General features: G+C 72.1%; 20 protein-coding genes and 4 tRNA genes. 12 read left to right on the top strand and 12 right to left on the bottom strand.

The genetic code is table 11. The features are described 5' to 3' along the window. Nucleotides 1-112 precede the first annotated feature (112 nt). From FHX40_RS08430 to FHX40_RS08445, 4 genes are all read left to right on the top strand, one after another. Nucleotides 113-1,279, top strand: a complete 1,167-nt coding sequence (locus FHX40_RS08430) for a sensor histidine kinase (RefSeq protein WP_142259091.1) — start codon at nucleotides 113-115, stop codon at nucleotides 1,277-1,279. Then, nucleotides 1,276-1,881, top strand: coding sequence for a response regulator transcription factor (locus tag FHX40_RS08435; protein WP_142259092.1), 606 nt, complete (start codon nucleotides 1,276-1,278; stop codon nucleotides 1,879-1,881). Before FHX40_RS08430 ends, FHX40_RS08435 begins: the two co-directional genes overlap by 4 nt. 271 nt (nucleotides 1,882-2,152) lie before the next feature. Beyond that, entirely contained in the window at nucleotides 2,153-2,608 is a 456-nt protein-coding gene (locus FHX40_RS08440; protein WP_142259093.1) for a DoxX family protein, read from the top strand. 373 nt (nucleotides 2,609-2,981) lie between these two features. Continuing rightward, nucleotides 2,982-3,581, top strand: a complete 600-nt coding sequence (locus FHX40_RS08445) for a hypothetical protein (protein WP_142259094.1) — start codon at nucleotides 2,982-2,984, stop codon at nucleotides 3,579-3,581. Between the two features lie 103 nt (nucleotides 3,582-3,684). Here FHX40_RS08445 and FHX40_RS08450 read toward each other — a convergent pair. From FHX40_RS08450 to FHX40_RS08460, 3 genes are all read right to left on the bottom strand, one after another. Further along, nucleotides 3,685-3,759 (bottom strand) — tRNA-Val (locus FHX40_RS08450). 18 nt (nucleotides 3,760-3,777) lie between these two features. After that, nucleotides 3,778-3,848: transfer RNA gene (locus tag FHX40_RS08455), tRNA-Cys, on the bottom strand. Between the two features lie 23 nt (nucleotides 3,849-3,871). Further along, a tRNA-Gly gene (locus FHX40_RS08460) sits at nucleotides 3,872-3,944 on the bottom strand. A gap of 190 nt (nucleotides 3,945-4,134) precedes the next feature. On the opposite strand from FHX40_RS08460, the gene hutH reads away from it, so the two are divergent. Then, entirely contained in the window at nucleotides 4,135-5,682 is a 1,548-nt protein-coding gene (gene hutH / locus FHX40_RS08465) for a histidine ammonia-lyase (protein ID WP_142259095.1), read from the top strand. Between the two features lie 157 nt (nucleotides 5,683-5,839). Beyond that, nucleotides 5,840-6,679 (top strand): aminotransferase class IV, encoded by an 840-nt coding sequence (locus FHX40_RS08470; protein WP_142261637.1) that lies wholly within the window; start codon nucleotides 5,840-5,842, stop codon nucleotides 6,677-6,679. Between the two features lie 90 nt (nucleotides 6,680-6,769). On the opposite strand, the gene FHX40_RS08475 is transcribed toward FHX40_RS08470, so the two are convergent. Continuing rightward, a complete protein-coding gene (locus FHX40_RS08475) occupies nucleotides 6,770-8,218 on the bottom strand; it encodes an LVIVD repeat-containing protein (RefSeq protein WP_142261638.1) in 1,449 nt (482 codons plus the stop codon). A 127-nt stretch (nucleotides 8,219-8,345) separates the two neighbouring features. Here FHX40_RS08475 and FHX40_RS08480 point away from each other — a divergent pair, with 127 nt between their 5' ends. After that, nucleotides 8,346-8,975, top strand: a complete 630-nt coding sequence (locus tag FHX40_RS08480) for a DUF305 domain-containing protein (RefSeq protein ID WP_142259096.1) — start codon at nucleotides 8,346-8,348, stop codon at nucleotides 8,973-8,975. 96 nt (nucleotides 8,976-9,071) lie between these two features. On the opposite strand, the gene FHX40_RS08485 is transcribed toward FHX40_RS08480, so the two are convergent. Then, the gene (locus tag FHX40_RS08485; protein WP_142259097.1) at nucleotides 9,072-9,488 is read right to left on the bottom strand and encodes an SsgA family sporulation/cell division regulator; all 417 of its coding nucleotides are present in this window, start codon (nucleotides 9,486-9,488) and stop codon (nucleotides 9,072-9,074) included. 487 nt (nucleotides 9,489-9,975) lie between these two features. Between FHX40_RS08485 and FHX40_RS08490 the strand changes: the two genes are divergently transcribed. Further along, nucleotides 9,976-10,050: transfer RNA gene (locus FHX40_RS08490), tRNA-Val, on the top strand. A 747-nt stretch (nucleotides 10,051-10,797) separates the two neighbouring features. Here FHX40_RS08490 and FHX40_RS08495 read toward each other — a convergent pair. From FHX40_RS08495 to FHX40_RS08515, 5 genes are all read right to left on the bottom strand, one after another. Beyond that, nucleotides 10,798-11,970, bottom strand: coding sequence for an AI-2E family transporter (locus FHX40_RS08495; RefSeq protein ID WP_142259098.1), 1,173 nt, complete (start codon nucleotides 11,968-11,970; stop codon nucleotides 10,798-10,800). A 101-nt stretch (nucleotides 11,971-12,071) separates the two neighbouring features. Then, nucleotides 12,072-13,406: a hypothetical protein gene (locus tag FHX40_RS08500; protein ID WP_142259099.1), complete on the bottom strand. Its 1,335-nt coding sequence runs from the start codon at nucleotides 13,404-13,406 to the stop codon at nucleotides 12,072-12,074. A gap of 235 nt (nucleotides 13,407-13,641) precedes the next feature. Further along, complete coding sequence (locus FHX40_RS08505) at nucleotides 13,642-14,802, bottom strand: NUDIX hydrolase (protein WP_142259100.1); 1,161 nt, start codon at nucleotides 14,800-14,802, stop codon at nucleotides 13,642-13,644. A gap of 98 nt (nucleotides 14,803-14,900) precedes the next feature. Then, nucleotides 14,901-15,512 carry a hypothetical protein gene (locus FHX40_RS08510; RefSeq protein ID WP_170198766.1) on the bottom strand — a complete coding sequence of 204 codons (612 nt, stop codon included), beginning with the start codon at nucleotides 15,510-15,512 and terminating at the stop codon, nucleotides 14,901-14,903. A gap of 63 nt (nucleotides 15,513-15,575) precedes the next feature. Next, nucleotides 15,576-17,666: a dynamin family protein gene (locus tag FHX40_RS08515; protein ID WP_142259102.1), complete on the bottom strand. Its 2,091-nt coding sequence runs from the start codon at nucleotides 17,664-17,666 to the stop codon at nucleotides 15,576-15,578. Between the two features lie 210 nt (nucleotides 17,667-17,876). Here FHX40_RS08515 and FHX40_RS08520 point away from each other — a divergent pair, with 210 nt between their 5' ends. Further along, the gene (locus FHX40_RS08520; RefSeq protein ID WP_170198767.1) at nucleotides 17,877-19,094 is read left to right on the top strand and encodes a helix-turn-helix domain-containing protein; all 1,218 of its coding nucleotides are present in this window, start codon (nucleotides 17,877-17,879) and stop codon (nucleotides 19,092-19,094) included. Between the two features lie 125 nt (nucleotides 19,095-19,219). Here the strand turns inward: FHX40_RS08520 and FHX40_RS08525 are convergent, their stop codons facing one another. After that, nucleotides 19,220-19,861 carry a tetratricopeptide repeat protein gene (locus FHX40_RS08525; protein ID WP_142259104.1) on the bottom strand — a complete coding sequence of 214 codons (642 nt, stop codon included), beginning with the start codon at nucleotides 19,859-19,861 and terminating at the stop codon, nucleotides 19,220-19,222. A 179-nt stretch (nucleotides 19,862-20,040) separates the two neighbouring features. Then, nucleotides 20,041-20,949 carry a LysR family transcriptional regulator gene (locus FHX40_RS08530; protein WP_142259105.1) on the bottom strand — a complete coding sequence of 303 codons (909 nt, stop codon included), beginning with the start codon at nucleotides 20,947-20,949 and terminating at the stop codon, nucleotides 20,041-20,043. 95 nt (nucleotides 20,950-21,044) lie between these two features. On the opposite strand from FHX40_RS08530, the gene sfnG reads away from it, so the two are divergent. The 3 genes from sfnG to FHX40_RS08545 all read left to right on the top strand — a co-directional run bounded on the left by sfnG (nucleotide 21,045) and on the right by FHX40_RS08545 (nucleotide 24,861). Continuing rightward, the gene (gene sfnG / locus FHX40_RS08535; protein ID WP_142259106.1) at nucleotides 21,045-22,178 is read left to right on the top strand and encodes a dimethylsulfone monooxygenase SfnG; all 1,134 of its coding nucleotides are present in this window, start codon (nucleotides 21,045-21,047) and stop codon (nucleotides 22,176-22,178) included. Nucleotides 22,179-22,324: 146 nt separating this feature from the next. Then, nucleotides 22,325-23,530, top strand: a complete 1,206-nt coding sequence (locus FHX40_RS08540; RefSeq protein ID WP_142259107.1) for an acyl-CoA dehydrogenase family protein — start codon at nucleotides 22,325-22,327, stop codon at nucleotides 23,528-23,530. Between the two features lie 125 nt (nucleotides 23,531-23,655). After that, complete coding sequence (locus FHX40_RS08545) at nucleotides 23,656-24,861, top strand: SfnB family sulfur acquisition oxidoreductase (RefSeq protein ID WP_142259108.1); 1,206 nt, start codon at nucleotides 23,656-23,658, stop codon at nucleotides 24,859-24,861. Nucleotides 24,862-24,874: the final 13 nt, after the last annotated feature.

The raw sequence follows: 24,874 nt of genomic DNA on the forward strand, positions 1-24,874 counted from the left end.
CGGGCGTTACGGCAGGCCCCGTCGCGGGGTGGCGCCACCCGTGACATCCGTCACGGCCACGTCCGGAGATCCGGCACTGGGAGCGGGCCGGGCGCGGCATGACGATGGGCGCATGAGACCGAGGACCGTGTCCGAGCGCGCGCCCGGGCCGCCCTCGCCGAGCCGGCTGCGCCGGGTGCGCGCGTTCGCCTGCGGGTTCGTCGCCTTCCTCGGCTACCCGGCGGCCGAGCTCGCCGGGCTGGGCCTGCCCGGCCCGGTGGCGGTGGCCGCGGCGGCCGGGCTGGTCGCGTTCGGCGGCCTGTTCGTCTGGGTGATCTGGCACAACGTGCCCCGCCCGCGCACCGCGGCCACGCCGTACGCGCTGGCGGCGATGGCGGCGCTCGCCGTGGCCCTGCAGTTCGCGCTGCGCGGGACCTGGCTGATCACCGCGTCGTTCTACCTGGTCACGCTGGCCGTCCTGGTGCTGCCGCCGCGCCGCTGGCCGCTCGCCCTGGCCGCGTTCTGGGCCGGGCACGTCGCGCTCGCCGTCGGCGTGCTGGGCCGGCCGTTCGGGGCCGCCGCGCTCACCGGGGCCGGCATCGCCCTGTACGGCGCGGCCTGCGCCTCCCTGCACGGGCTGATGTGGCTGGCCACCCGGCTGCGCGCCGCCCGGGCCGAGCTCGCCCGCGCCGCGATCACCGCCGAGCGGCTGCGCATCGCCCGCGACCTGCACGACACGCTCGGCCGGCGGCTCACCGAGGTGGTGCTGCGGTCGGAGCTGGCGGCCCGGCTCGTGGACCGGGAGCCGGAGCGCGCCGCGGCCGAGATGCGCGAGGTGGGCCGCGGCGCCCGGGAACTGCTCGCCGAGGTGCGCGCGACCGTGTCCGGCTACCGCGAGGCCGACCTCGACAGCGAGCTCGCCACCGCGCGCGAGATCGCCCGCGCCGCGGGCATCACGCTCACCGTGAGCCTGCCGCCGGACCCGCCGCCGCCCTCGGTGGCCGCCGTCGCCGCCTGGGTGGTGCGCGAGGGCGTCACGAACGTGCTGCGGCACAGCGTCGCGCGGGCCTGCGCGGTCACCGTCGCGGAGGAGGATGGAGGTGGGCCGGGCGGCGGACGCGGCTACACGGTGACCGTGGCCGACGACGGGCCCGCGCTCGGCGGCAGGCCGGTGGCCGAGCCCGGCGCCGGGCTGACCGGGCTCACCGAACGGCTGGCCGCGGCAGGCGGCGAGCTGTCGATCGAGGTGGACAAGGAGTGGTTCATGCTGCGCGCCCGCATCCCGGAGGTGGCGGCGTGATCCGGGTGCTGCTCGCCGAGGACCAGCACCTGGTGCGCGGTGCGCTGGCGGCCCTGCTGTCGCTGGAGAAGGACATCACCGTGGTGGCGGGGGTGGCCGACGGGGCGGCGGCGGTGCGGGCGGCGGCCGAGCACCGGCCGGACGTGGTGTTGCTCGACATCGAGATGCCGGTGATGGACGGCATCACCGCGACCGCCCGGGTGCGCGAGGCGGTCCCGACCGCGAAGGTGCTCATCCTCACCACGTTCGGGCGGCCCGGCTACCTGCGGCGCGCGATGGACGCCGGGGCGTCGGGGTTCGTGGTCAAGGACGCCGAGCCGGAACGGCTCGCCGACGCGGTGCGCCGGGTGCACGCCGGGCAGATCGTGGTCGACCCCGAGCTCGCCGTGGCCTCCCTGGAGCGGGGCCGCAACCCGCTCACCGAGCGGGAACGGGAGGTGCTGCGCGCCGCCGAGGACGGCGCCACCGTCGCCGACGTGGCCCGGCGGCTGCACCTGTCGGAGGGCACGGTGCGCAACCACCTGTCCAGCGCGATCGGCAAGACCGGTGCCCGCAACCGGGCCGAGGCGGCGCGCACGGCCCGGGAGAACGGCTGGCTCTGACCTCCCGGCGGTACGGCGGCACGCCCCGCGGCGCGGCACGAGCCCGGGCGGCCCGCCGTACCCCGGCGGTGGGGTGTCCGGCTCCCGCGGCCCCGCCGTTTGCGCCGGTTTGAGGTTGGTGACCGTTTCGGTGCGGGCCTGACGGGGAGGGCGTCGGCGAGGCGGGCGGACGGGCGTTCCCGCCCGCTCCGCGCCGCCCGTGGCGTCCGCCGGTGCGCGGGTCCCCCGGCGCCGGGGCGGGCGCGGCCGATCGGGAACCGGAGGAGGGGCCATGGAATCCACCTGGGTGCGCGACGCGGTGATCCTGCTCGCCCGGCTCGGCGTGGGCGTGATCTTCATCGCGCACGGCCTGCGCAAGCTCGCGGTCGACGGCATCGGGGCCACGGCGGAGTCCTTCGCCGAGGCCGGGATGCCGCTGGCGACGCTCTCGGCCTGGCTGGTCGCGCTCGTGGAGCTGCTCGCCGGGATCGCGATGGTCATCGGCCTCGCCGTACCGGTCGCCGGGGTGGTCCTCGCCGCGCTCATGCTCGGCGCGTACCTGTTCGTGCACCACGGGCGGGGGATCTTCGTCGACGAGGGAGGCGCCGAGCTCGTCATCGCCCTCGGCGCGGCGAGCCTGCTGCTCGCGCTGACCGGCGCCGGGCGGTTCGGCCTCGACGACACGGTGGGGCCCGCGGTGCGGGAGCGGATGCACCTTGGGGAGCGGCGCCACGAGCGCGTCGGTTGACAACGCCGCCGGCATGCCGAAAAGCCGGATTATGTGAACCATTCTCGCATTTTGGGGTGCGGGCTCCCGTGGCGGTCGGCTGTGTATTCCGTTCCCGGCCGACTGTCGTACCTCGTTTGTACGCTCAAGGTGCCCGGCGCTCGATTTTGGACCGATTCAAGCGCGGTTCACCGGTGGCCGTAACGCGCCGTTTCGCGGACTGATCTGCGACGAGAACCCTCGATGCGCTCAGGGGTTCTGCTTTGGCACGGTCCAGACGAAAATGTCACGGAATCCCGTCCCGGCCGTAATTCCGAAGCGTGAACCACTATCAACTATTAGGATTCGGGAGGTGTGCGATCCAGATACCGATCGTGATCAAGGGAGTAATTTCGTGACACAGTCCCGAAACAGCACCGCTAGACGCGCCGGCGCGCTCACCGCTCTCGCGCTCGCCGCCGGTCTGCTGGTCGCACCGTCCACGGCCGCGCAGGCGAGCGCCCTGCCCGCCGCGCCGCAGACCGCCGTGACGGTGTCGCAGGGCACCGTGACGCTGAGCACCTCCGCGGTCACCACGAGCACCGCCGCGGCCGAGAGCAGCGCTCTCGCCCGGCCGGCGAACGGCCGTATCCTGTACCGCCGGGTCAGCGGGGGCCTCGGTCGGCTGAAGATCCGGAACCGCCTGAGCCGGGACGTGGTGGTCACCCTCACCCGCGGCGGCAAGAAGGCGCTCAGCGTGTACGTGCGGGCCCGCAAGTCCGCGACCGTGCGCAGCATCCCGGACGGCACCTACCGGCTGTTCTGGATGGCCGGGTACCGCTACAACACCTCCAAGCGCCGGTTCATGGTGGGGGCCGTCTACCGGCGCAGCTACCAGTCGCTGCGGTACACCACCATCGGCAACACGTACCGCACCTACACGCTCACGCTGCGCATGAGCAAGTACGGGGGCGGCTCGAGCCAGCCGATCAACCCGCGGAACTTCCCCGTCTGATCTCTCCGGCGGTGGTGCCCGTCCCGCCCGTGTGCGGGGCGGGCACCCGCATGTCCGGGGTATGCGAAAAGGCCGCACCGGCGTCCGGGCGGCCCTCAGCGGCTGGTGGGCGATACTGGGATTGAACCAGTGGCCTCTACCGTGTCAAGGTAGCGCTCTCCCACTGAGCTAATCGCCCCTGCGTCGACGTACGTCGAGGTGGAGACGGGATTTGAACCCGTGTACGCGGCTTTGCAGGCCGCTGCCTCGCCTCTCGGCCACTCCACCGGGTGCGGCCACACCGCTCTCCGAGCGGACGACGGGATTCGAACCCGCGACCCTCACCTTGGCAAGGTGATGCTCTACCAACTGAGCCACGTCCGCGTGTCCGGTCGTTGCGGATCTCGCGACCCCGACCTGACGTGATGAACTCTAGCGAATTCCCGGCGAGTCCCCAAACCGGAGCCCGCCCGAACGCGTCACGTGCCGCCGCGTAAGGACCTAAGATGGCCTACGCAAGTTACAGGTCGCGCCGGCGCTGACCGCCCGGCCGCTACCGGGTAGGGATGCACCCATGCACGACAACGAGGTCGTGACCGTCGGCCCTGCGCCGCTCAGCCCCGAGGACGTGATCCGCGTCGCCCGGTACGGCGCGGCCGTACGCCTCACCGAGGACGCGTTCGCCGAGATGGCCGCCGCCCGCTCCCGGGTGGAGGAGCTCGCCGAGGCCGCCGTCCCCGCCTACGGGATCTCCACCGGGTTCGGCGCCCTCGCCACCCGGCACATCCCCACCGAGCTGCGGGCCAGGCTGCAGCGCTCGCTCATCCGCTCGCACGCCGCGGGCTCCGGGCCGCAGGTGGAGACCGAGGTGGTGCGCGCCATGATGGTGCTGCGGCTGCGCACCCTCGCCACCGGCCACACCGGCGTGCGCCCGCGCGTCGCCGCCGCCCTCGCCGCCCTGCTCAACGCCCACCTCACCCCGGTGGTGCACGAGTACGGCAGCCTCGGCTGCTCCGGCGACCTCGCCCCGCTCGCCCACGTCGCCCTCGCGCTCATGGGGGAGGGGCGCGTCCGCGACGCCTCCGGGACCGAGCTGGAGGCCGCCGAGGCGCTGTCCCGGGCCGGGATCACGCCGGTCGAGCTCGCCGCCAAGGAGGGCCTCGCGCTCATCAACGGCACCGAGGGCATGCTCGGCATGCTCGTGCTCGCCTGCCACGACCTTTCCCGGCTGCTCACCGCCGCGGACATCGCCGCCGCGATGACCGTGGAGGCGCTGCTCGGCACCGACCGGGCCTTCGCCGCCGACCTGCAGGCGCTGCGGCCGCACCCCGGCCAGGCGGCCTCCGCCGCGAACCTGCGCGCCCTGCTCGCCGACTCGGCGATCATGGCCTCGCACCGGGACGGCTCGTGCACCCGCGTCCAGGACGCCTACTCGCTGCGCTGCGCCCCGCAGGTCGCCGGGGCCGCCCGGGACACCCTCGAGCACGCCCGCACGGTCGCCGCCCGCGAGCTCGCCGCCGCGATCGACAACCCGGTCGTGCTCCCCGACGGCCGGGTCGAGTCGAACGGCAACTTCCACGGCGCCCCGGTCGGCTACGTGCTCGACTTCCTCGCCATCGCGGTCGCCGACCTCGCCGCGATCTCCGAGCGCCGCACCGACCGCATGCTCGACGTCGCCCGCTCCCACGGCCTGCCCGCGTTCCTCGCCGACGACCCCGGGGTCGACTCCGGGCACATGATCGCCCAGTACACGCAGGCGGGGATCGTCGCCGAGCTGCGGCGGCTCGCCGTACCGGCGTCGGCCGACTCGATCCCCAGCTCGGCGATGCAGGAGGACCACGTCTCCATGGGCTGGGCGGCCGCCCGCAAGCTGCGCCGCGCGATCGACGGCCTGACCCGGGTGCTCGCCATCGAGATCCTCACCGCGGCCCGCGCCCTCGACCTGCGCCACCCGCTCACCCCGGCGCCCGGCACCGGCGCGGTGGCCGCCGCGATCCGCGAGGCCGTACCCGGGCCCGGGCCCGACCGGTTCCTCGCCCCGGAGATCGAGCACGTGGTCCGCATGGTCGCCGACGGTACGCTGATCCGCGCCGCCGAGTCGGCGGTCGGCCCGCTGCGCTGAGACCGCCCGGACCGCGTGCCGGTCCGGGCCGCCCCGGCGGCGCGGGCATAACCTGGGGACGCGATCGAGACGGGGGTACGGCCGCGCCGCCCCGGTCTGGTGTGGGCAACCTCGTACAGGAAGGCGACGACTGGTGACAGCAACGGTTCCCATCTGGATGAACGAGGAGCTGGTGGACCCGGCCGAGGCGACCGTGCCGGTCTTCGACCACGGCCTCCTCGTCGGCGACGGCGTGTTCGAGACCGTCAAGAGCGTGCGCGGCGAGCCGTTCGCGCTCACCCGTCACCTGGAGCGGCTGGTGCGGTCCGCCCGCGCCATCGACCTGCCCGAGCCCGACACCGACGCGATCGCCGAGGGGGTGCGGGCCTGCCTCGCCGCGGCCCCGCGGTGGGAGCTCGGCCGCATCCGCATCACCTACACGAGCGGCACCGGACCGCTCGGCTCGGACCGCGGCCCCGGCCCCGGCAACCTCATCGTGATCGTCTCCGAGCTGCCGCCGCTGCCCAAGGTCGCCGACGTGGCCGTGGCGCCGTGGCCGCGCAACGAGCGCGGCGCGCTCGCCGGGGTGAAGAGCACCTCCTACGGCGAGAACGCCCGCGCCCTCGCGTACGCCAAGTCCCGCGGGTACGGCGAGGCGATCTTCGGCAACCTCGCCGGCAACCTGTGCGAGGGCACCGGCAGCAACGTGTTCGTCGTCCTCGGCGGGCGGGTGGTCACCCCGCCGCTGTCGGCGGGCTGCCTGGCCGGGGTGACCCGGTCGCTGGTGCTGGAGTGGTTCGGCGGCGAGGAGGCCGACGTGCCGCTGTCCGCGCTGTACGAGGCCGAGGAGGCGTTCCTCACCTCGACCACCCGCGACGTGCAGCCGATCCGGCTCGTCGACGCCACCGCCGACCCCGGCCGCGGGGCGAAGGTGGAGCTGCCCGCCGCCCCGGGCCCGGTCACCGCGAAGGCGATGGAGGTCTTCGCCCGGCGCGCCGCGGCGGACCTCGACCCCTGAGCACACGCGGGCGGCGCCACCGTGTGATGGCGCCGCCCGAGGCCGGCGGTTCCGCCGCCGGACCGCCGCCGCGGGCGGTCCGGCCCGTGGTCAGCTCGCCGGGTAGGACGTCTGGGTCTGCGGGTTGAACTCGGTGAGCCTGACGTTCTTCGCCGGGTCGGTGAGCGGGTCGTTGATCTCGATCACGTCGAGACCCTTGGTGATGTCGCTCGAGTAGATGTAGCCGTTGTAGTAGTAGGCCGACCAGGAGCCGCCGAGGTCGCCCTCGGACGCCGGGATCGGGCCGCGCTCGAAGTAGCCGATCTCCTTGGGGTTGGCCGCGTCGGTGAAGTCGATCACGGACACGCCGCCCTGGTACCAGGCCTGCACCAGGATGGTCCTGCCCGGCACCGGGATCAGCGAGCCGTTGTGCGACACGCAGTTCTCGCGCGGCGTCTGCTCCCGCGGGATCTTGAAGAAGCCGCGCCGTACCAGCCTGCGGTCCTCGGTGATCTCGTAGATCGCGTTCGCGCCGCGGGTCGGGCCGGTCCTGCGGTCGCAGGTGGGCGCGATTCCGCCGCCGAGCTCGTCGCCGAAGATGACGTGGCGGGCGTCGTTGTCGAAGATCGCCCAGTGCCAGATGGAGAAGTTCTCGGTGTCGGTGACCTCCTGCAGCACCTTCGGCCGGACCGGGTCGGAGATGTCCATGAGGATGCCGTTGCCGAGGCAGGCGCCCGCGGCGAGGTCCTTCTCCGGGTAGACCGTGATGTCGTGGCAGCCGGAGGTCTCGACGGTCTCCCCGCCGCCCTCGCCCTCGGCGAGCCCGCCGTCCGGGAAGAGCACCGGCTGGGCGACCACCTTCGCCTTCTCCGGGGCGTCCAGCGGCACCTCGACGATCGCGATGCTGTCGTGCGGCGGCTTGCAGTTCGCCGCCTCCGGCATCGGGCCGTACGAGGAGACGTACAGGTAGACCTTGTCCTTGTCGTCACCCTTGCCCGGGACGAGCGTGTGGGTGTGCGAGCCGCACTTGGTGGCGACCGACTTGACGTACTTAGGGTTCGCCTTGTCGCTGATGTCGAAGATCCTGATGCCCTCCCAGCCGTTGACGACGTCGCCGGGACGGCTCTCGCACGAGTCGTCGGCGCGCGGGTCGTCGACCGAGAGGAACAGCAGGTTCCCGGTGACCGAGATGTCGTTCTGGCCGCCCGGGCAGAGCACCCGGGAGACCACCTTCGGCCGGGTGGGGTCGCTGACGTCGTGGATCGTGAACCCCTCGTAGTTGCCGGTGAAGACGTAGTCACCCTGGAAGGCGAGGTCGGTGCCCCACGCCTGCCGCAGGTTGAACGGCGCCCCCAGCGGCACGTTCGCCACGAGCCGCATGTTCGCGCTGTGGCCGATCTGACTCGTTCCAAGGGCGGTGCCGGAGAGGCCCACCCCGGAACCCGAAGCGGAGGCCTCGGGCGTCGCGGCCGCGCTCGTCCGCCCGCCGTCGGTCACGCTCGGCTGCGCCGAGGGCTCGGGGCCGGCCGTCCCGCCCCCGCAGCCCGCCAGGGCCACCATCCCCACGCTCAGCAGCGCCGCCGCGCCGGTCCGCCATCTTCTCAACGAGACCCCCTGTCCCTCGGCAACATGCCCCAGTATGGAAGCTATGTCGGCTTGGCGAGCGGTGGGCGGGATTTTCGTAACGATGACCGTGCTCTTGGGAACGCCCGGCTGCACCGGCGACCCGGAACCGGACCGCGGACACCGCGTGGCGGGCACCGACGCGCCCGTCGTCGTCCCCGGGCGGCCCGGGGAGGCCGGCCGTACCGCGCGGCCGGGGGAGACCCTCGGCCCCGGTGAGTCGCACCCGTCGGCCGCCGACGTCGTCTTCGCCGAGGGCATGATCCCCCACCACCGCCAGGCCCTCGAGATGTCCGGTCTCGCCCCCGAGCGGGCCGCGGACGCCGCCGTGAAGGCCCTGGCGGCCCGGATCGCGGCCGCCCAGGAGCCGGAGGTACGGGTGATGTCGTCGTGGCTACGCGCCCTCGGCCGCGAGGTCCCCACCGGTCACGCGCACGGCACCGCGTCCCCCGGGGCGTACGGCATGGCCACGCCCGAGCAGCTCAACCGGCTGCGCCGGGCGCGCGGCCGGGAGTTCGACGAGCTCTTCCTCCGCCTGATGATCACCCATCACGAGGGGGCGGTGCGCATGTCCGCCGAGGAGCTGCGCGCGGGCACCGACCGCACGATGCTGTCGATGGCGCAGGACATCCTGGACGGCCAGCGCATCGAGATCAACCGCATGCGCGCCCTGCTGGCCACGATCACCGGCTAGCCACGGGAGGTGCGTCCCAAAGGCCGCTGCAGGGCCGTACAAGCGCGCACCGGACCCGTTCGGGACCCGGTGCGACTGATCGTCTGGAGGTCGGGGTCAGGAGCTCCAGAGCATGTTGGAGAGCTCCGCGTCGAGGTCCATGAAGCTCGACTCCCGTCCCGCCGGAACGATCTCGTAGGTGCGGTGCAGGAACTCGGTGAGCGGAGCCAGCGGCACCTCGAACAGCGCCTGCCCGAACGGCGAGGTCAGGCTGATGTTGAGCGTGCGCTCCCCGTCGGAGCGGGCCGGCCACACCTGCACGTCCCCGTCCCCGACGCGTCGCACGATCCCCACCGTCAGCAGCTCGCGCGCGAAGATCCACTCGACCGGCTCGTCGTTGCCCACGTGGAAGGCCATGCGGATGGCGTACGGGTCCGCCGCGGTGTAGCTCAACCCGGCGAGCAGGGGCACCGTGGCACGGTCGGGGACCACAAGCCGAAGGACCAGCTCGGCGGAGACGGTGGTGCTGTTCATCGTCAGCCAAACCTTTTCGTCGTCGGGTCCCCAGGGTAGGGGCTTGCTGTGCTCCAACGGACCTCGTCCAGAGCCCATGACATGAGAACGAAGACACCTCCAGGAAGGATTCCGCTCGAGACCCCTTGTGTAACGCTCCTCACAGCGCGACACATAGGGTTCTACCTGCGCAAACATGGACAGATCGCCCCGAGTTTGCCCAGCCTTTGCGTGTCCTGTCGCCCCTCCTCGTCGAGGTGTCGCGTTCCGTGGTCCCGGCCACGCGTTCCGGTCGAGTATGGAGTATGACGATGCTAAGCCACCAGAGCCCTCCACAGTGGCTCTCCTGGCAAGCTTTCCTCCCCGCGTCGCGGATCTTTCCCCGGCCGGCCGCCACCCCCGCCCTCCGACGGCCGCCGATCGCACACTCACCCCGGATTCGTTTCGCAACCACCCCCCAGAGTGCGGTATGGTTTTAGCCGTCGGCACCGCACGGAGCCGATCACCAGGGCGATTAGCTCAGCGGGAGAGCGCTTCGTTCACACCGAAGAGGTCACTGGTTCGATCCCAGTATCGCCCACCACTCAGCCCAGTTCAGAGGCCGGTCCGCAGTCAGGCGGATCGGCCTTCTTGATCATCTGACCCCGATCTGACCCCGGGACGAGACGTCCGGCATCCGAGGTCACAGAGCGGCCGCTCATGGCACCCAAGGACGGCCGACGAGCCAGGTCCGTCTGTTCAACCGGCGTCGGCTTGGCGAGGGTCGTCACAGATGTCGAAGGCGCGAGGCTCGCACGGCGAGTGGAGGGCCCGCCACCGCCCTGTACTGCCCGGGGATCAGGTGGGGTGGCGCGTCAGAGGCGAACCGGGTGCTGGTGAACCTTCGCGCCGCCGCCACGGCGAGCTACGGCAGGCCGACCTCGCCCGTGTCTTTCCCATAGCGCCAGGCGATACTCCAGCCACGCTCTGGGGGCGTCGGCGGCTCTCTGCCGCCGGCCACGCGGATCCCGGGCCCTGGGCTGCCATCGCGGAGGGGAACGCGCCCATCACAGCGGCCAGACCGGTCACGGCATCGGCAGGTGCCACCCGCCTTGTCCTCGTTGCAGCTGCCGCTGGAGGTCCACAGATCGTCGACGACGGGGAGGCCGAGGGCCCGCAGCACCGGCACGGTAGCGGAGGCAGTGAGCCCGTCGCCGGGCGTTCCGCGTACGTCGTGCGGGGTGTGGTGGACGAACCGGCCTGCGACGCGACGGCAGGAGACGGCGTCTCCTCGGACGGCGTGGCCGGGTTGCCGGTGAACCGCGGGACGTCGCCGGAATCCCGCCGTGCGCTACGCCCGCGCCGTGCCTTGGCCCGGCTCGCTCGGTTTCGGTTTCTCGGAATCCGGGTTCGCCGATGTGGGCTTGGCCGGCTCTGGATTTGCCGGTTCCGGCGCCCGCTCCGGTTCGGCGAGCTGCTCGCGCAGGTAGCCCCAGACCACGGCGAGCAGTGCGGCGGCCGGTACCGCCAGCAGGCTGCCGACGACGCCCGCCAGGCTGCCGCCCAGCGTGACCGCGAGCAGGATCACCGCCGCGTGCAGGCCCAGGCCGCGGCTCTGCAGCATGGGCTGGAAGACGTTGCCCTCGAGCTGCTGCACCACCACGATGATGGCCAGCACGATGAGCGCGTCGGTCAGGCCGTTGGACACCAGGGTGATGAGGACGGCCACGAATCCGGCGAACAGGGCGCCGATGATCGGCACGAACGCCGCGACGAACGTCAGCACGGCCAGCGGCAGCACCAGCGGCACGCCGACGATCCACAGCCCCACCCCGATGGCGACGGCGTCCAGCAGGCCGACGAAGGCCTGGGACCGGACGAACGCCCCCAGGGTCTCCCAGCTGCGCAGGGCGACGGCCGGCAGGTCCACCGCGAGCCGGCCGGGCAGCTGGCGGGCCAGCCAGGGCAGGAACCGGGGCCCGTCCTTCAGGAAGAAGAACATCAGGAACAGGGCGAGCACCGTGGTGACCACACCGTTGATCACCGTGCTCACCCCGGAGACGGTGGCGTTGACGATGCTGCCGACGCTGTCCTGCACGCGGGCCGTCGCCGCGTCGAGCGCCTGGGTGAGCTGGGCGTCGCTGATGTTCAGCGGGGGACCGGCCGCCCACTGCCGCACCTTCTGGATGCCGTTGACCACCCCGGCGGTGAGCTCCCCGGCCTGGGAGGCGACCGGTACGGCGACCAGCACCACGATGCCCGCCGCCACCACGAGGAACAGCACGGTCACCGCGGACGCGGCCAGGGCCGGGCGCCAGCCGCGCCGCCGCAGGAACCGGGCGGGCGGCCAGGTCAGCGTGGTCAGCAGCAACGCGACGATCACCGGCCAGGTGACCGGCCACATCCGGCCCAGCAGCCACAGCACCACGCCGGCCAGCAGCACGACCAGCAGCAGGTCCAGGGAGACGCGGGCCGAGGTGCGCAGCACGGCCCTGGTCTTCTCGGGGCTCAACCGGGCAGGCATGAGATCACTCTAGAACGCGCCGTGTCCTCGGCCGCACGCCGTTTTACGTCCTCGTCTCCTCGGCGGTCACCGGCGGTCTCCATGCCGGTACGGTGTACCGCTCACGAGGTCTCGACCTCCCACACCTTGTGCTCCTGGATCACCGGACGATCCTGGTCGCGTTCGGTGGTCATCACCGGCACCCAGAGGGTCCGCACGCCTCGCCGGTTGACCAGGCGGAGCTGGGAGCCGCACCCGGGGCAGCGGACGGTGCCGCGCTCCAGCTCCTCGCGCCGGGCCGGGAAGTAGCCGAAGTAGTCGACCGCCGGCGAGGAGTCCGCCAGGTGCATGTGCCGGAACCAGTCCACCTCCTCGGGGCGGCGACCGCGCGGCCGGCACCTGGGGCAGGGCACCCGCACCACGTGCCAGTAGTCCTCGCTCATGAACTCCGGATCGTAGAAACCGAGCCGTCGCCGGGTGATGAGGGCGATCAGCTTGGCCAGGCCTTCCGGCGGAACCTGGGTCTCCGGTGCGGACGTGAGCGGATCGCCGTTGTTGAGCAGCTTGGCCAGGCGATCGATCGCCTCGGGTGCGAGTCCCGGGATCGATCGTGCGCGAATGCCGTCCTTGAAGGGGAGGAGCGCGGTGCCGTGCGGGGACGCCACGAACTCCGCCGTGAGCGGCCCCCAACCGGGCCGATCGTGCTCTGCGCGGGAGATGAGGCGCCGGCCGTTCCACCCGCACCGTGCCAGGGTGAGGAGCAGCTCGGAGGAGGTCCAGAAGGAGTCGAAGTAGTCGCCGGTCTGGAAGATGATCACGTGGCCTGCGGCGTGCATCTCGTAGCCGAGCCGGGCGACCCCCTCCCACATCTGTTGCTGGGTGACCACCTCGGTCGGATACGAATACTCGTTCGGTGGCACCATGCGTACGGTCGTCCGGCTTTCCTGCTGGAACATCTCCCGCCACCGCTCCGCCTCCGCCTGGTGGCTGCCGCGGAAGCTGAGAAAGTATCCGCCCGGCCGGTTCAGCCACCAGTTCGTGGCGAGGTCCGAGCGCTGGGGACGGTACGTCGCCGGCGTCCCGCGGAGTACCGCGAAGATGTGGCTGTCCAGCCATTCGGCCAGCACGTCGTTGGTCAGCGTGTGGCCGTGGATCGGCGCGCACTGGTGGTGCGCCAGCACGTTGCGGGGCAGCGGGGTGCGGCTGACGAGCAGGTTCTTCTTGGAGAGCTTGCTCCACATGTTGAAGGCGCGATAAACGTTCTCCGGGCCTTCCACCGAGCAATCCCACACCACGAACGTGGAGAACCTCTGGTGGATCATCGCCGTGGCCCGGTTCTCCTTCTCACCGGCGACCACGAGCTGGAGACCGTGGCGCCGGCAGATGGGGGATAAGAACTTCTCCAGCAGCTCCTGGCTTTGCTCGTTGGGAAGACCGAAGAAGGTCAGCCGTTCCATTTACGGTCACCGTCCGTGTAAGGGGGAGGGGCGTTCTTCGGACCGTTTTCGCCGGACGACCGGGTGAGTCCTTCGTACGCGGCACAACGTGATCTGACCCGTACCGTAGGAGGGCGGGGATCCCGTGCCAAGAGCCCTGGTGCCGTACGGCCGGCGGAGGCCGCCCACCGTCCGGACCCCTGGCGCGGAGAGGCCGCACGCCCGGAGGGGAGCGGCCTAGAGAGCCCTGCGCCGGTCAGGGGAGCGGGTGGCCGCGGTCGGTGAGGGCCTGCACGATGAGGCCGAGGGTGGCCCAGTCGACGAGGCGTTCCGTGCGGATCCGGCGGAAGGTGGCGATCTCCGGCCAGGTGCGCTCGGATTCGGCCGCCACCCCTTGGGGAACGTCGGCCAGGCCCCGGATCACCTCGAGCTCCTCCGGGGTGATCTCCGCCGAGAACAGGTGGGCGTGGTGGGCGGACATCGGCGCGGTGAGCTGGCGGCTGCCGTGGGCGCGGAAGCGGCCGGGATCGAGGTGGAGGCCGGTCTCCTCCCGCACCTCGCAGGCGACCAGTGACCGCGGGTCCGTCGTCCGCATGCTGGAGCCGCCCGGGAGCTCGTGGACGAACCCGTCGGGAGTGGAGGCCGCGGTGCGGAACTCCCGGACGAGCACGATCTCGGTGTCGTCGATGGTGGCGCCGGGGACGTACAGCACGGCCGTGGCGATGTCGGGCCGGGAGATGACGACCTCGTTGTCCTTCACCCGGTCCTCGGCGGTGACGTGCACGACGGCGTGCAGCGCCCAGTAGAAGACCAGGCGGCGGTCGGCGCCGATCCGCAGGCTCCAGACCGGTCGCGCGGCCAGCAGGGTGTTGCCCGCCGCCCGCTGCGCGCCGTACCAGCGCTGGAAGCTGTCGGTGCGCCAGATCGGCAGCGGCACCTGGCGCTGCACCCCGGTGCGCTCCGCCCCGGTGCCCAGGTGGGCGAGCGCCGCCGTCACGGCGTCCGCGACCTCGGGGCCGCCGGGCTCGGGCCGTTCCCCGGCCGCGGGCCGCGCGGGCACCCTGAGGACGATCCGGCCCGAGTCATGGCCCGCGCCCCATCCGGCGACGCCGGCCGGGCACCCGCCGCCGGGGGACCGGCAGATCACCACGTCGGAGTGGGCGAGCGCGGTGCCCCTCCAGTCGCTCGCCCACCCCTCGGCGTGCTCCGGCGCCGCGGAAGGGAAACCGCGCCGGCCGCCGGCGAACACCACCAGCCGCCCCGGTCCCGCCCACCGGTCGCGCAGCAGCCTGATCGCCTCCTCCTGCCAGGGCGGCGCGTCGGCGGAGGGGTCCGGGTGCTCGGTGAGCAGGACGGCGGCGGCCCAGCTCTCGGGGGGCTTTTCCGTCTCGTGAACGACCAGTACGTCACCCCGCATGTCCGCAACCCCTTCCCGGTGACGATCTCGTGCTCCTCCGATCTAGTGCAAGAGCCGCCGAATCACCAGGGAAGTGGCCCGGATATCGCAGGGGGACATCAGTCGCCGGGGTCCGCGGCCAGGGTCTGGAGGGCGGCCAGGGCCGTCTCGACCCGCCCTCGGGCGTCCTCCAACGCCTTCCGCTTCACCTCGGCGCCGGGCTCGTGCAGTCTCGCCTCCGCCGCCTCGACCAGCAGGGCCTCCGCCGCCTCGGCCAGGTCCGCCATGGCGGTCGCCAGTTGCCCGGCGGTGTGGCGCCCGCCCGGCGTGGCCGCCCTCGCCGCCAGGTTCGTCGCTTCCTCGCCCGTCTTGCGGGCCCGTTCGATGACGCCCGTCAGCCATTGGCGGCGGACCGCGCCGGCCTCCCCCGGCTCGCACGCCTCGATCGCGTCCCAGGCCAGCGCGCCGAGGGCGCTGTGACCGGCGATGCACAGGCTCTGCCCCCGGTCGCGCCATGCGCTCTCCTCGCCCCGGTCGTGCGCGGGCCGCGAGGCGGAGGACGGCGGAGCGGACTCACCTCGGTGATTTATGAGTCTGCGAATGCAGACATAGCCGCAGACGGTGAAGGCGGCGGCAGCGCCAATGACCGCTAGCAGTTCCACGACCACTCTCCTGAACACCGCCATCGTGGTCGGCTTGGAGAACTCCCGACGCTCCTCAGCGCGTTCCACGCTCGGCCCCATCTCTCAGGCGGGCGGCCCTCAGCGGCCCGCCGTACCAATACCTGCCCGCGGTCACCTGGCCTCCTCGAACGCGCTCCACAGCGTGGTCAGCCGCGTCGAGTCCTCGAGCAGGACCGCCTTCTTCGCGCGGACCTCCTCGAGTCCGGCTTCCACGGTGCGCACCGTGTTGTCATACAGGGACCTCACCCGGTTGGTCTGGTCGTGCAGGAAGCCCAGCAGGGCGTCCTGCCGGTTCTTGACGACCCGCTCCGCGTTGGCGGCATAGCGCTCCGCGAGGGTTGCCACGTTGCCGGTTCCGTCGGTCAACGCCGCGGCCACCGCTCGGCACGCGTACTTTTCCAGCAGCTCGTCCAATGCGTTCCGCACCTCGGCGTCCGTGCCGACCAGGACCGAAGCCAGCTGCTGCAGACCGGCGGTGATCTCCTGCTGGAGCTCCCACACCGCCTTGAGAAGGTCCGAAGCGTCGGAGGAACCGCCGGGATCGGCGAGCCGGAGGAAGATCTCCTGGATCCGCTCGGTCACGTTCCTCATGATCAGGGTGGTGACACCGACGGGCTGGATCTCCAGGGGAATGCCGGTGAAGTCCTTGAGCAGGTCCTGGATGGCGCCGCGCAGGTCGGCGACGGGCGGACGGGCGTTGGGGTCCGACAGCACCTCCTGCCACATCCGCGCGATCTCCCGCTCGAACTCGTAAAGGGCGGGCTCGGCCAGGTCATAGGTGTCCTGGAGCGCCTGCCAGATGGGCCGGGACGCCCCGTCGTTCCCGTCACCGCGGGAGGCGAGCTCCTCGGTGAACCTGAGCAATTCCTTCTGGAACCGATTCAGCAGCTCTGCGGCGATCAGCTTGATCCTGGCACGGACCCGGTGTGGCCCGAGGCGCATGAAACGGTTTCCGTCGGGACGAGGACGGTCGGCCCGCCCTACCCTTGCCCAAGCCGGCAGCCGATCGAGGTAGTTCGTGAAGCGGATCTCCGCGGCGTGGCGAACCGACTGCCGGCATGCCCGCAGAATTCCCGCTTCCTCGCAGGTCCGGCGGATTTCGGACGCGATCCGCTCCAGCTTGTCGATGGAGCCGTCGATGGTCTGTCGATGCGCCAGCAGCTTCTCGGCGTCGGCGTCCAACAGCCGGTACTGGTCTTTGATCGTCCGCTGGAGATCGGCCAGCTGCCGGAGCAGGACACGCCGGGGCCGGTCCAGCTTCTCCGCGATCAGATCACCGTCGGCCATGGCCGCGAGGTCTCGTTCGAGCCGGGCGAACTCCTTCACCCCGGTATCGGGCGCGCTGCGGCCGAGCTTGCGCTGGAGGGTGTTGAACGAGTCGATGAAATAGACCCGGTCGCGCAGCGGCTCTTTGATCTCGGACGGCAGGTCCAGAGAGTCGAGGAACCTGGCCCAGCGCTTGGGGAATTCGGCGATGAGTTCCGTCTGCTGCTCCGGGCGGAGCGTGTCCAGCTTGTTGACCGCGATGAACACCGACTGGTGCTCCAGATCGAGCAACGCGGTCTCCAGCCGATCGCTCTCCACCTTGCCCAGCGCGGCGTCGGCGAGCAGGACGGCTATCAGCGCGTCGCAGCTCCGCATGGCGTCGTCGGCTATCGCCTCATGGCTGGAGAAGCCGGAGTTGTGTCCCGGCACGTCCACGAAGACGAGACCCGACCGGAGGAGGGGGCGATCCAGTTCGATGATCGCCTTCAGGTAGTCGATGGCGGGGTCGACGGGCTTTCCCGCCTCCTCCGCCGCCTTCAGCTTCTTGTTGCGCTCGTTGAACTCCTCCTGGCTGACCTCCTCAACGCCGTTCTCGGTCAGCAGGGTGATCCGGTCCGACGGTCCGTAGCGGATCTCCGCGAGCCGTGCCGTGAGGGGGAGCACGCCCGTGAGGAGCATTTCGGCGCCGATCATGGCGTTGATCAGGGTGCTCTTGCCGGTGCTGAAGTTACCGATGACACCGATGCGGAAGGCGTGGTCCTGCAGCGCCCGGGTCGCCTTGTCGAGTGCCGTGAAGTCGGCCTTGGCTTCCACCCGCTCGGCGATTTCCTTCGCCTCCGCCACGGCCTTCTCGATCTCCTCGCGGGCCTGTTGCCATGCACTCCAGTCGCCCGCCGAGATCCGATCGGTTCGGACATCGAAGCCCGATCCGGTCATCCCCCCTCCAATCGATGCACCACATTTCTGTGAAAACGGTCAAACATCAGAAATCCGTGAAAACGGTCTGATGTGCACATGTGTCCTCTCTGTTCAATTCACGAAGATCTCGGGAAATCCTCTAGTATCAGAAGGGGTTGCCTGTTGCCTTGGAGATCGGCAACGGTCAACGCCCGCAGGCGCGGTGGGTCGCACGGCGGGGAGGACCGCGTGGCGGACAACGAGTTCGGGCGGGAGCTGCGGCGACTCCGGGTGGCGAAGAAGATGTCGCTGGCCGACCTGTCCGCCCGCATCAACTTCGACAAGGGGTACATCAGCAAGATCGAGAATGGCCGCCCGCCCACGCTGAATTTCGCCGAGCGCTGCGACGTCGTGCTGGGGGCGAACGGCAGGCTCATCGACCTGGCACAGGCTCGGCTCCGTCCGAGCCGCGGCCGCCGGTCGGCGGACAAAGGGCCCGGTGCGGGCATCCCGGCGGCCCTGGACGACGCCCTCGCCTCGAACGCCGCGGTACTCGCCGCGGACGGCGACGTCTACCAGGCCTCCCGCACGGTCGCGAAAGCCCTGCGCCGACTGGGCCAGGTGTTTCCTCCCACGCAGGTGTTATGGCAGGCGGCCGCCCACGCCGAGGCGCTGAAGCGGCTGGCCGTACCGGACGATCCGGCCGGGGCGCGCGTCCTCCTGCTGGCCGCCTGGTGCGCCGAGTACGCCGGGTGGATGGCGCAGGAGGCCGGTCACCCCGACGAGGCCCAGCGCTGGATCGCGGAGGCCGCCGCGCTCGCGTCCCAGGCCGGGGACCGGGACATCCCCGCCCACACCTTCGTCCGCCGCGCCGAGCTGGCGCTCTACCGGAACGACGCGCAGCAGGTCGTCGAGCTCGCCAGGCAGGCCCAGGCGAAGCCGGGCACCTCCCCCCGGATCCGGGCCCTGGCCGCGCAGCGGGAGGCCCAGGGGCACGCCCTGCTCGGTGATCGGTATGCCTGCGAACACGCCCTCGACCGCGCGGAGGCGCTACTGGCGGACCCCGGTTCCGCCAACGGCCGCCCCGGCGAGCTGGTGGTCGGTTCGTCCACCGTCCGCGACCTCGGAGCCGCCATCGCCGGCTGGTGCTATCACGACCTCGGCCTTCCGGGGCGGTCGGTGGACCTGCTCGAGCAGGTGGTGGAGGGCATCCCGGAGTGGGCCAAGCGGGCGCGCGGCCGCTTCGCCGCCCGGCTCGCCCTGGCCCACCTGCGCGCCGGAAACCTCGACCAGGCCTGTCTCGTCGGCTACGACGTCCTCCATCTCCTCCGGTTCACCCACTCCGCGACCACCTTCGGCGAGGTGCGGAAGCTGGCGCGCGCACTGGAGAAGACCGGCCACCGCCCGGCGCGGACGTTGCACAAGGAGCTGTCCGCCGCGTTGCGCCACGCCCCCACACCCCACTAGCCGCGGTTCCCTTCCGGGCACGGCGAGCCGGATCTCCGCCCGGTCCGCGCCGGCCTCCCGGGCCGGTCGTGCCGGGCACGTGCGCCGATGCGCCCCGGTCCGGCCGCACCCGGGCGGGGCGCTCCTCACAGCTCGGCCCGGGCCTGGCGGACCAGGCGCAGGACGCCGCCGGCCTGCGCGGCGGCGGCGATCGAGGCGGCCTCGTCGAGCAGTTTCCGCGCCTCCTCGCGGTGTCCCTGCTCGGCGGCGAGGTCGGCCAGCGCGGCGAGATTGGCGGCGACGCCGGGGAGGAAGCCGATCTCGCGGCGCAGGCGGGTGGACTCCTCCAGGCGTTCCCACGCCGACTCCAGGCGATCCGCCTTCAGGTCGGCGAAGCCCAGGTGCCGGAGGGCGTAGGACGCGGTCAGCGGGTCGCCGGCCTGCACGGCCTTCCGGTGCGACTCCTCGAGCACGGGAACCGCGGCGGCGTCGTCATCCCGTACCACCTGGTGGAAACACCCGATCCAGAACAGCGCCTCGGCCTCACCGCGCACGTCGCCCAGCCTCCGGTACATCTCGGCCGCGTGTTCGAACAGGCTCAGCTCGCGGGGGTCCTCGCGCCGGGTGTTGAGGAACCGCGCGTGCAGGAGACGCCCCCGGGCGAGCGCGAGATTCGCCTCCACCGCGTCGAGCTCCCGCTCGCCCGCCGCGATGGCGTTGCCGTCACCGCCGAACACCGCCCGCTCATACAGCCGCCTGGCCCGCTCGATCCGATCGTCCGCCTTCATCGCGTCCCCTTCCGGCTCACCGTCGACTCATGGAGGTCAACGATCAGGAGCCGGGACGGGTACGGCCCGTTGCAGACCGGGCCGCCGGGCGTAGGCCCGGCCCGCCGTACGGCGTTGCTCTCGAGGCCCCGGCGCCGCGGCTCCCCACGACCTCGCGATGTCCGGCCCGGCGCCGGCCCTCACCGCTCCCGGCGCCAGCGGGCGGCCTGGGCCTGCAGGATGCGTACGAGGTGGCGGATGGGCTGGGGCAGGTGGCGGGTGCGGGCGTGCTGGGCGATGAGGAGGACGTCCCCGGCGTCGGCGGCCAGCGGGCGGTGGGTGATGAGGCCGCTGCGCTCGAGCGGGTCGTCGACGACGCTGTAGTCGGGCAGGAGCGTGACGCCGAGGCCCTCGGCGACCATCACCTTGCCCATCTCGGCCCCGTCCGCGGAGTAGGCGAAGGCCGGTGGCCGCCCGGCGGTCAGCCGGTGGATGTAGCGGTGCATGAGGTAGCCGGAGCGCATCGCGATGAACGGCTCGTCGAACAGCCGGTCGAGCGGCACCGCGTCGAGCCGGGTGAGCGGGCTGTCGGTACGGCAGCACACCACGGGCCGCCCGCGCAGCAGTTCGACGGCCGCGATGTCCGGCGGCAGGTCGTCGCCGTCGATGATGTTGACGATGCCGAGGTCGAGCCCGCCGCCGCGGAGCGCCTCGTGGATGTCGGCCTGCTGGGTGGTGACGAGCTCGACCTGGGTCTGCGGATGGGCGGCGTGGAACTCGCGCATGGCCGGGGCGACCAGCGGCACGGTCGCGGCCTGCACGGTGCCGATCCGGATCATGCTGCGCGTCCTGACCTGGGCGTCGGCCGCCGCGCGCAGCCGGTGCACCGCGTCCAGCACCTCGGTGATCCACGGCAGCAGCTCGCGCCCGCCCGAGCTGAGCCGGGTGCCCGTGCGGTGCCGTTCGAGCAGCTTGACGCCGAGCTCGCGTTCCAGGTTGCCGATCGTCTGGCTCAGCGCCGCCTGGGACACGTGCAGCGCCTCACCGGCCCGGCGCATCGAGCCGAGCCGGGTGACGACGGTGAGGTACTCGAGCTGTTCGATTCGCATGGTGCCGTCCTCGGCTCAGGCTGACAGGTTCTCCTTATCGCCCTATCGCGAATGCGTCATTGACCGGGGGTCGAACGCACTGCAATATCCTAACTATGTCAGTAGGAAATGCAGGTAATTCTGAGCCGGTCAAGTTCGCGTACTGGGTGCCCAACGTCAGCGGCGGCCTCGTGGTCAGCACGATCGAGCAGCGCACCGACTGGAGCTACGACTACAACGCCAAGCTCGCCGTACTCGCCGAGAACAACGGCTTCGAGTACGCGCTCACCCAGGTCCGGTACGTCGCCTCGTACGGCGCGGCCTACCAGCACGAGTCCACCAGCTTCAGCCTGGCGTTGCTGCTCGCCACCCAGCGGCTGAAGGTGATCGCCGCGATCCACCCCGGGCTGTGGCACCCGGGCGTGCTCGCCAAGTGGCTGGCCACCGCCGACCACCTGTCCGGCGGGCGGGCCGCGGTGAACATCGTGAGCGGCTGGTTCAAGGACGAGTTCACCAAGCTCGGCGAACCCTGGCTGGAGCACGACGAGCGCTACCGGCGCAGCGAGGAGTTCATCCGGGTGCTGCGCGAGATCTGGACCAGCGACCACGCCGAGTTCAACGGCGACTTCTACCGCCTGCACGACTTCGACCTGCGGCCGAAGCCCGTCCGGCTGCCCGGCCGCCCGCACCCGGAGATCTTCCAGGGCGGCAACTCCACCGTCGCCCGCAAGATGGCCGGCCGGGTGTCGGACTGGTACTTCAGCAACGGCCGCGACTTCGACGGCGTGGCCGAGCAGATCGCCGACATCCGCGCCGAGGCGGACCGCCACGGGCGGCGGGTCAAGTTCGGCCTCAACGGCTTCATGATCGCCCGGGACACCGAGGCCGAGGCACGCGAGACGCTGCGCGAGATCATCGCCAAGGCCGACCGCAGGGCGGTCGAGGACTTCGGCGCCGCCGTACGGCAGGCCGGCCAGTCGACCTCCGACAAGAAGGGCATGTGGGAGGACTCGACCTTCGAGGACCTCGTCCAGTACAACGACGGCTTCCGCACCAGGCTGATCGGCACCCCCGAGCAGATCGCCGAGCGCATCGTCGCCTACAAGCGCCTCGGCGTGGACCTCTTCCTGCTCGGCTTCCTCCACTACCACGAGGAGGTGGAGTACTTCGGCAAGCGGGTGCTGCCGCTGGTGCGCGAGCTGGAGGCCGAGGCGGCCGAACGCGAGGAACCGGTGCCGTCCGGCGCCTGACCCGGTTCCCCGCCCGCAGCGGCCGTCCGCGCGGGGAGCCGGTGCGGTCCGGGGTCCGGCCCCGGCTCCCCGCCCGACGCCGTCCCGCGCCGTGTCGTGATCGCACGTCCATGACCGGTTCATCGCCGTCCTAAGGAGGGACCAGCATGTCCGTCGTCACCGACCAGTCCACCAACGCCGCGCGCTTCGCCGCGGCCCTGGACCGCGCCGACCGGGTCGCCGCCGAGCTGCGCCGTACCGCCGCCGAGCGCGACCGCGCCAACAAGCCCCCGCGCGCCGAGATCGAACTGCTCCGCGAGAACGACCTGCTGCAGGTGCAGGAGCCCGTCGAGTACGGCGGGGACGGCCTGAACTACGCGCAGGCCTCCCAGATCACCCGCCGCATCGCCCGCGGGGACACCTCGATCGCGCACCTGCTCGGCTACCACTACGCGCAGACCCGGATCGCCCACCTGTTCGGCACCCCCGAGCAGGCCGACGAGCTGTCCCGGCGCAACGCCGAGCAGAAGCTGTTCTGGGGCGGGGTGCAGAACCCGCGCGGCGGCTCCAGCCTCGTGCTCACCCGCGACGGCGACGGGTTCCGGCTCAACGGCCGCCGCTCGTTCGCCTCCGGGGCGAGCCTCGGCGACTACCTCTCGGTGACCGCCAGCTACGAGGGCGAGCTGGTCTTCATCTCCCTGCCCGGGGGCCGCGAGGGCTTCAAGCCGCTCGGCGACTGGGACAACATCGGCCAGCGCCTGACCGACTCCGGCGGCGTGGAGTTCCACGACACCCGGGTGGAACGTTCCGAGATCCTCGGCCCCGACCCGATCACCGGCCGCACGTTAACCCCCTACCAGACCCTGGTCACCCCGCACTGGCAGCTCGCCTTCGTCAACTTCTACATCGGCACGGCCGAGGGCGCGCTGGAGGAGGCGCTGGACTGGACCCGCCGGTACGCGGCGCCGTGGGAGACCTCGGGCGTCGAGCGCGCCACCGACGACCCGTACATCCTGCAGACCGTCGGCGAGCTGCAGAGCGAGATCCGGGCCGCGGCGCTGCTCGCCGACCGCGCCGGCGAGGCGCTGCAGGCCGCGCTCGACACCGGCCCGTCGCTCACCGCCGAGCAGCGCGCCGAGGCCGCGATCGCCGTCTACGAGGCCAAATACCTGACCACCAAGGTCTCGCTGGCGGCCGCGTCCCGGCTGTTCGAGATCCAGGGCGCCCGGGCGACCACCACCGCGTACGGCTTCGACCGGCACTGGCGCAACCTGCGTACCCACACCCTCCACGACCCCGTCGCCTACAAGGCCCGCGAGGTCGGGGACTGGACGCTCAACCGGCGCGCCCCGCAGTTCTCCCTGTACCGCTGACCCGCACGCCGGTCCCCACGGCCCGATCCGCCGCGGGGACCGGCTCCGGCCCGCACCCACCGAGGAGGACCCATGACCACGCTGACCGGCCGTCGCCGGGTCACCACGCCAGCCGGGCGGGAGCGATGGCGACGGCACACCTGATCCGCTCGGAGGACGAGGCCATCGAGACGGCCCGCGCGCTGGCGGCCTCCTTCGCCCGGCAGGCCGACGCCCGCGACCGCGACCGGCGGCTGCCCGCCGCGGAGGTCGCGGAGCTGTCGGAGTCCGGGCTGCTCGGCATCACCGTCCCGGCCCGGTACGGCGGGGCCGAGGTGAGCGTGGCGACGCTCGCCGAGGTGTTCCGGCTGCTCGCGGCGGCCGACGCCAGCCTCGCCCAGATCCCGCACAGCCACTTCGTCTTTCTCGAGGCGCTGCGCCTGCAGGGCACCGAGGAGCAGCGCAAGCACTACTTCGCCGAGGCGCTCGCCGGGGCCCGCTTCGCCAACGCGCAGGCCGAGCGGGCCGGCCGTACCGCCGCCGAGGACGCCACGACGCTGCGCCGCCGCCCGGGCGGTGGGTACGTGCTCGACGGCGAGAAGTTCTACAGCACCGGCTCGCTGTTCGCGGACTGGCTGGTCGTGCGCGCCGTACTCGCCGACGCGCCGCCGGTGGCCGGGGCCGCCCCCAAGGCGCTCGCCTACCTCCGCCGGGACACCCCGGGCGTCACCGTCGAGGACGACTGGGACGGCATCGGCCAGCGCACCACGGCCAGCGGCACGGTCCGGCTGTCCGGCGTGCACGTCGACGAGGACCAGGTCGTGCCGTACACCCCGATCTTCGCCCGGCCGACGACCTTCGGCGCGCGGGCCCAGGTGCTGCACGCGGCCCTCGACGTCGGCATCGCCCGGGGAGCGCTCGACGCCGCGGTCGCGGCGGTGGCCCGGGCCCGGCCCTGGTTCGAGAGCGGCGCGGCCACCGCGGCCGAGGACCCCCTGGTCGTGCAGCAGGCCGGGGAGCTGGAGATCACGGTCCGGGGCGCCGAGGCGCTGGTCCGCGAGGCCGCGGCGGCGATCGACGCGGCCGAACGCGACCTCACCGAGGACACGGCGGCACGCGCCTCCATCGCCACCGCCGCGGCGAAGGTGGCCGCCGCCCGGGCCGCGCTGGAGGCCTCGGCCGGGCTGTTCGAACTCGGCGGCACCCGCTCGGCGGCCGCCTCGCTCAACCTGTCCCGGTACTGGCGCGACGCGCGCACCCACACCCTGCACGACCCGGCCCGGTGGAAGGTCCAGCACATCGGGCGCTGGCTGCTGTCGGGCACCCGCCCGCCGCGCCACGGACAACTGTGACGGAGGATCACCC

This window comes from Thermopolyspora flexuosa (assembly GCF_006716785.1).
Classification (GTDB): Bacteria; Actinomycetota; Actinomycetes; order Streptosporangiales; family Streptosporangiaceae; genus Thermopolyspora; species Thermopolyspora flexuosa.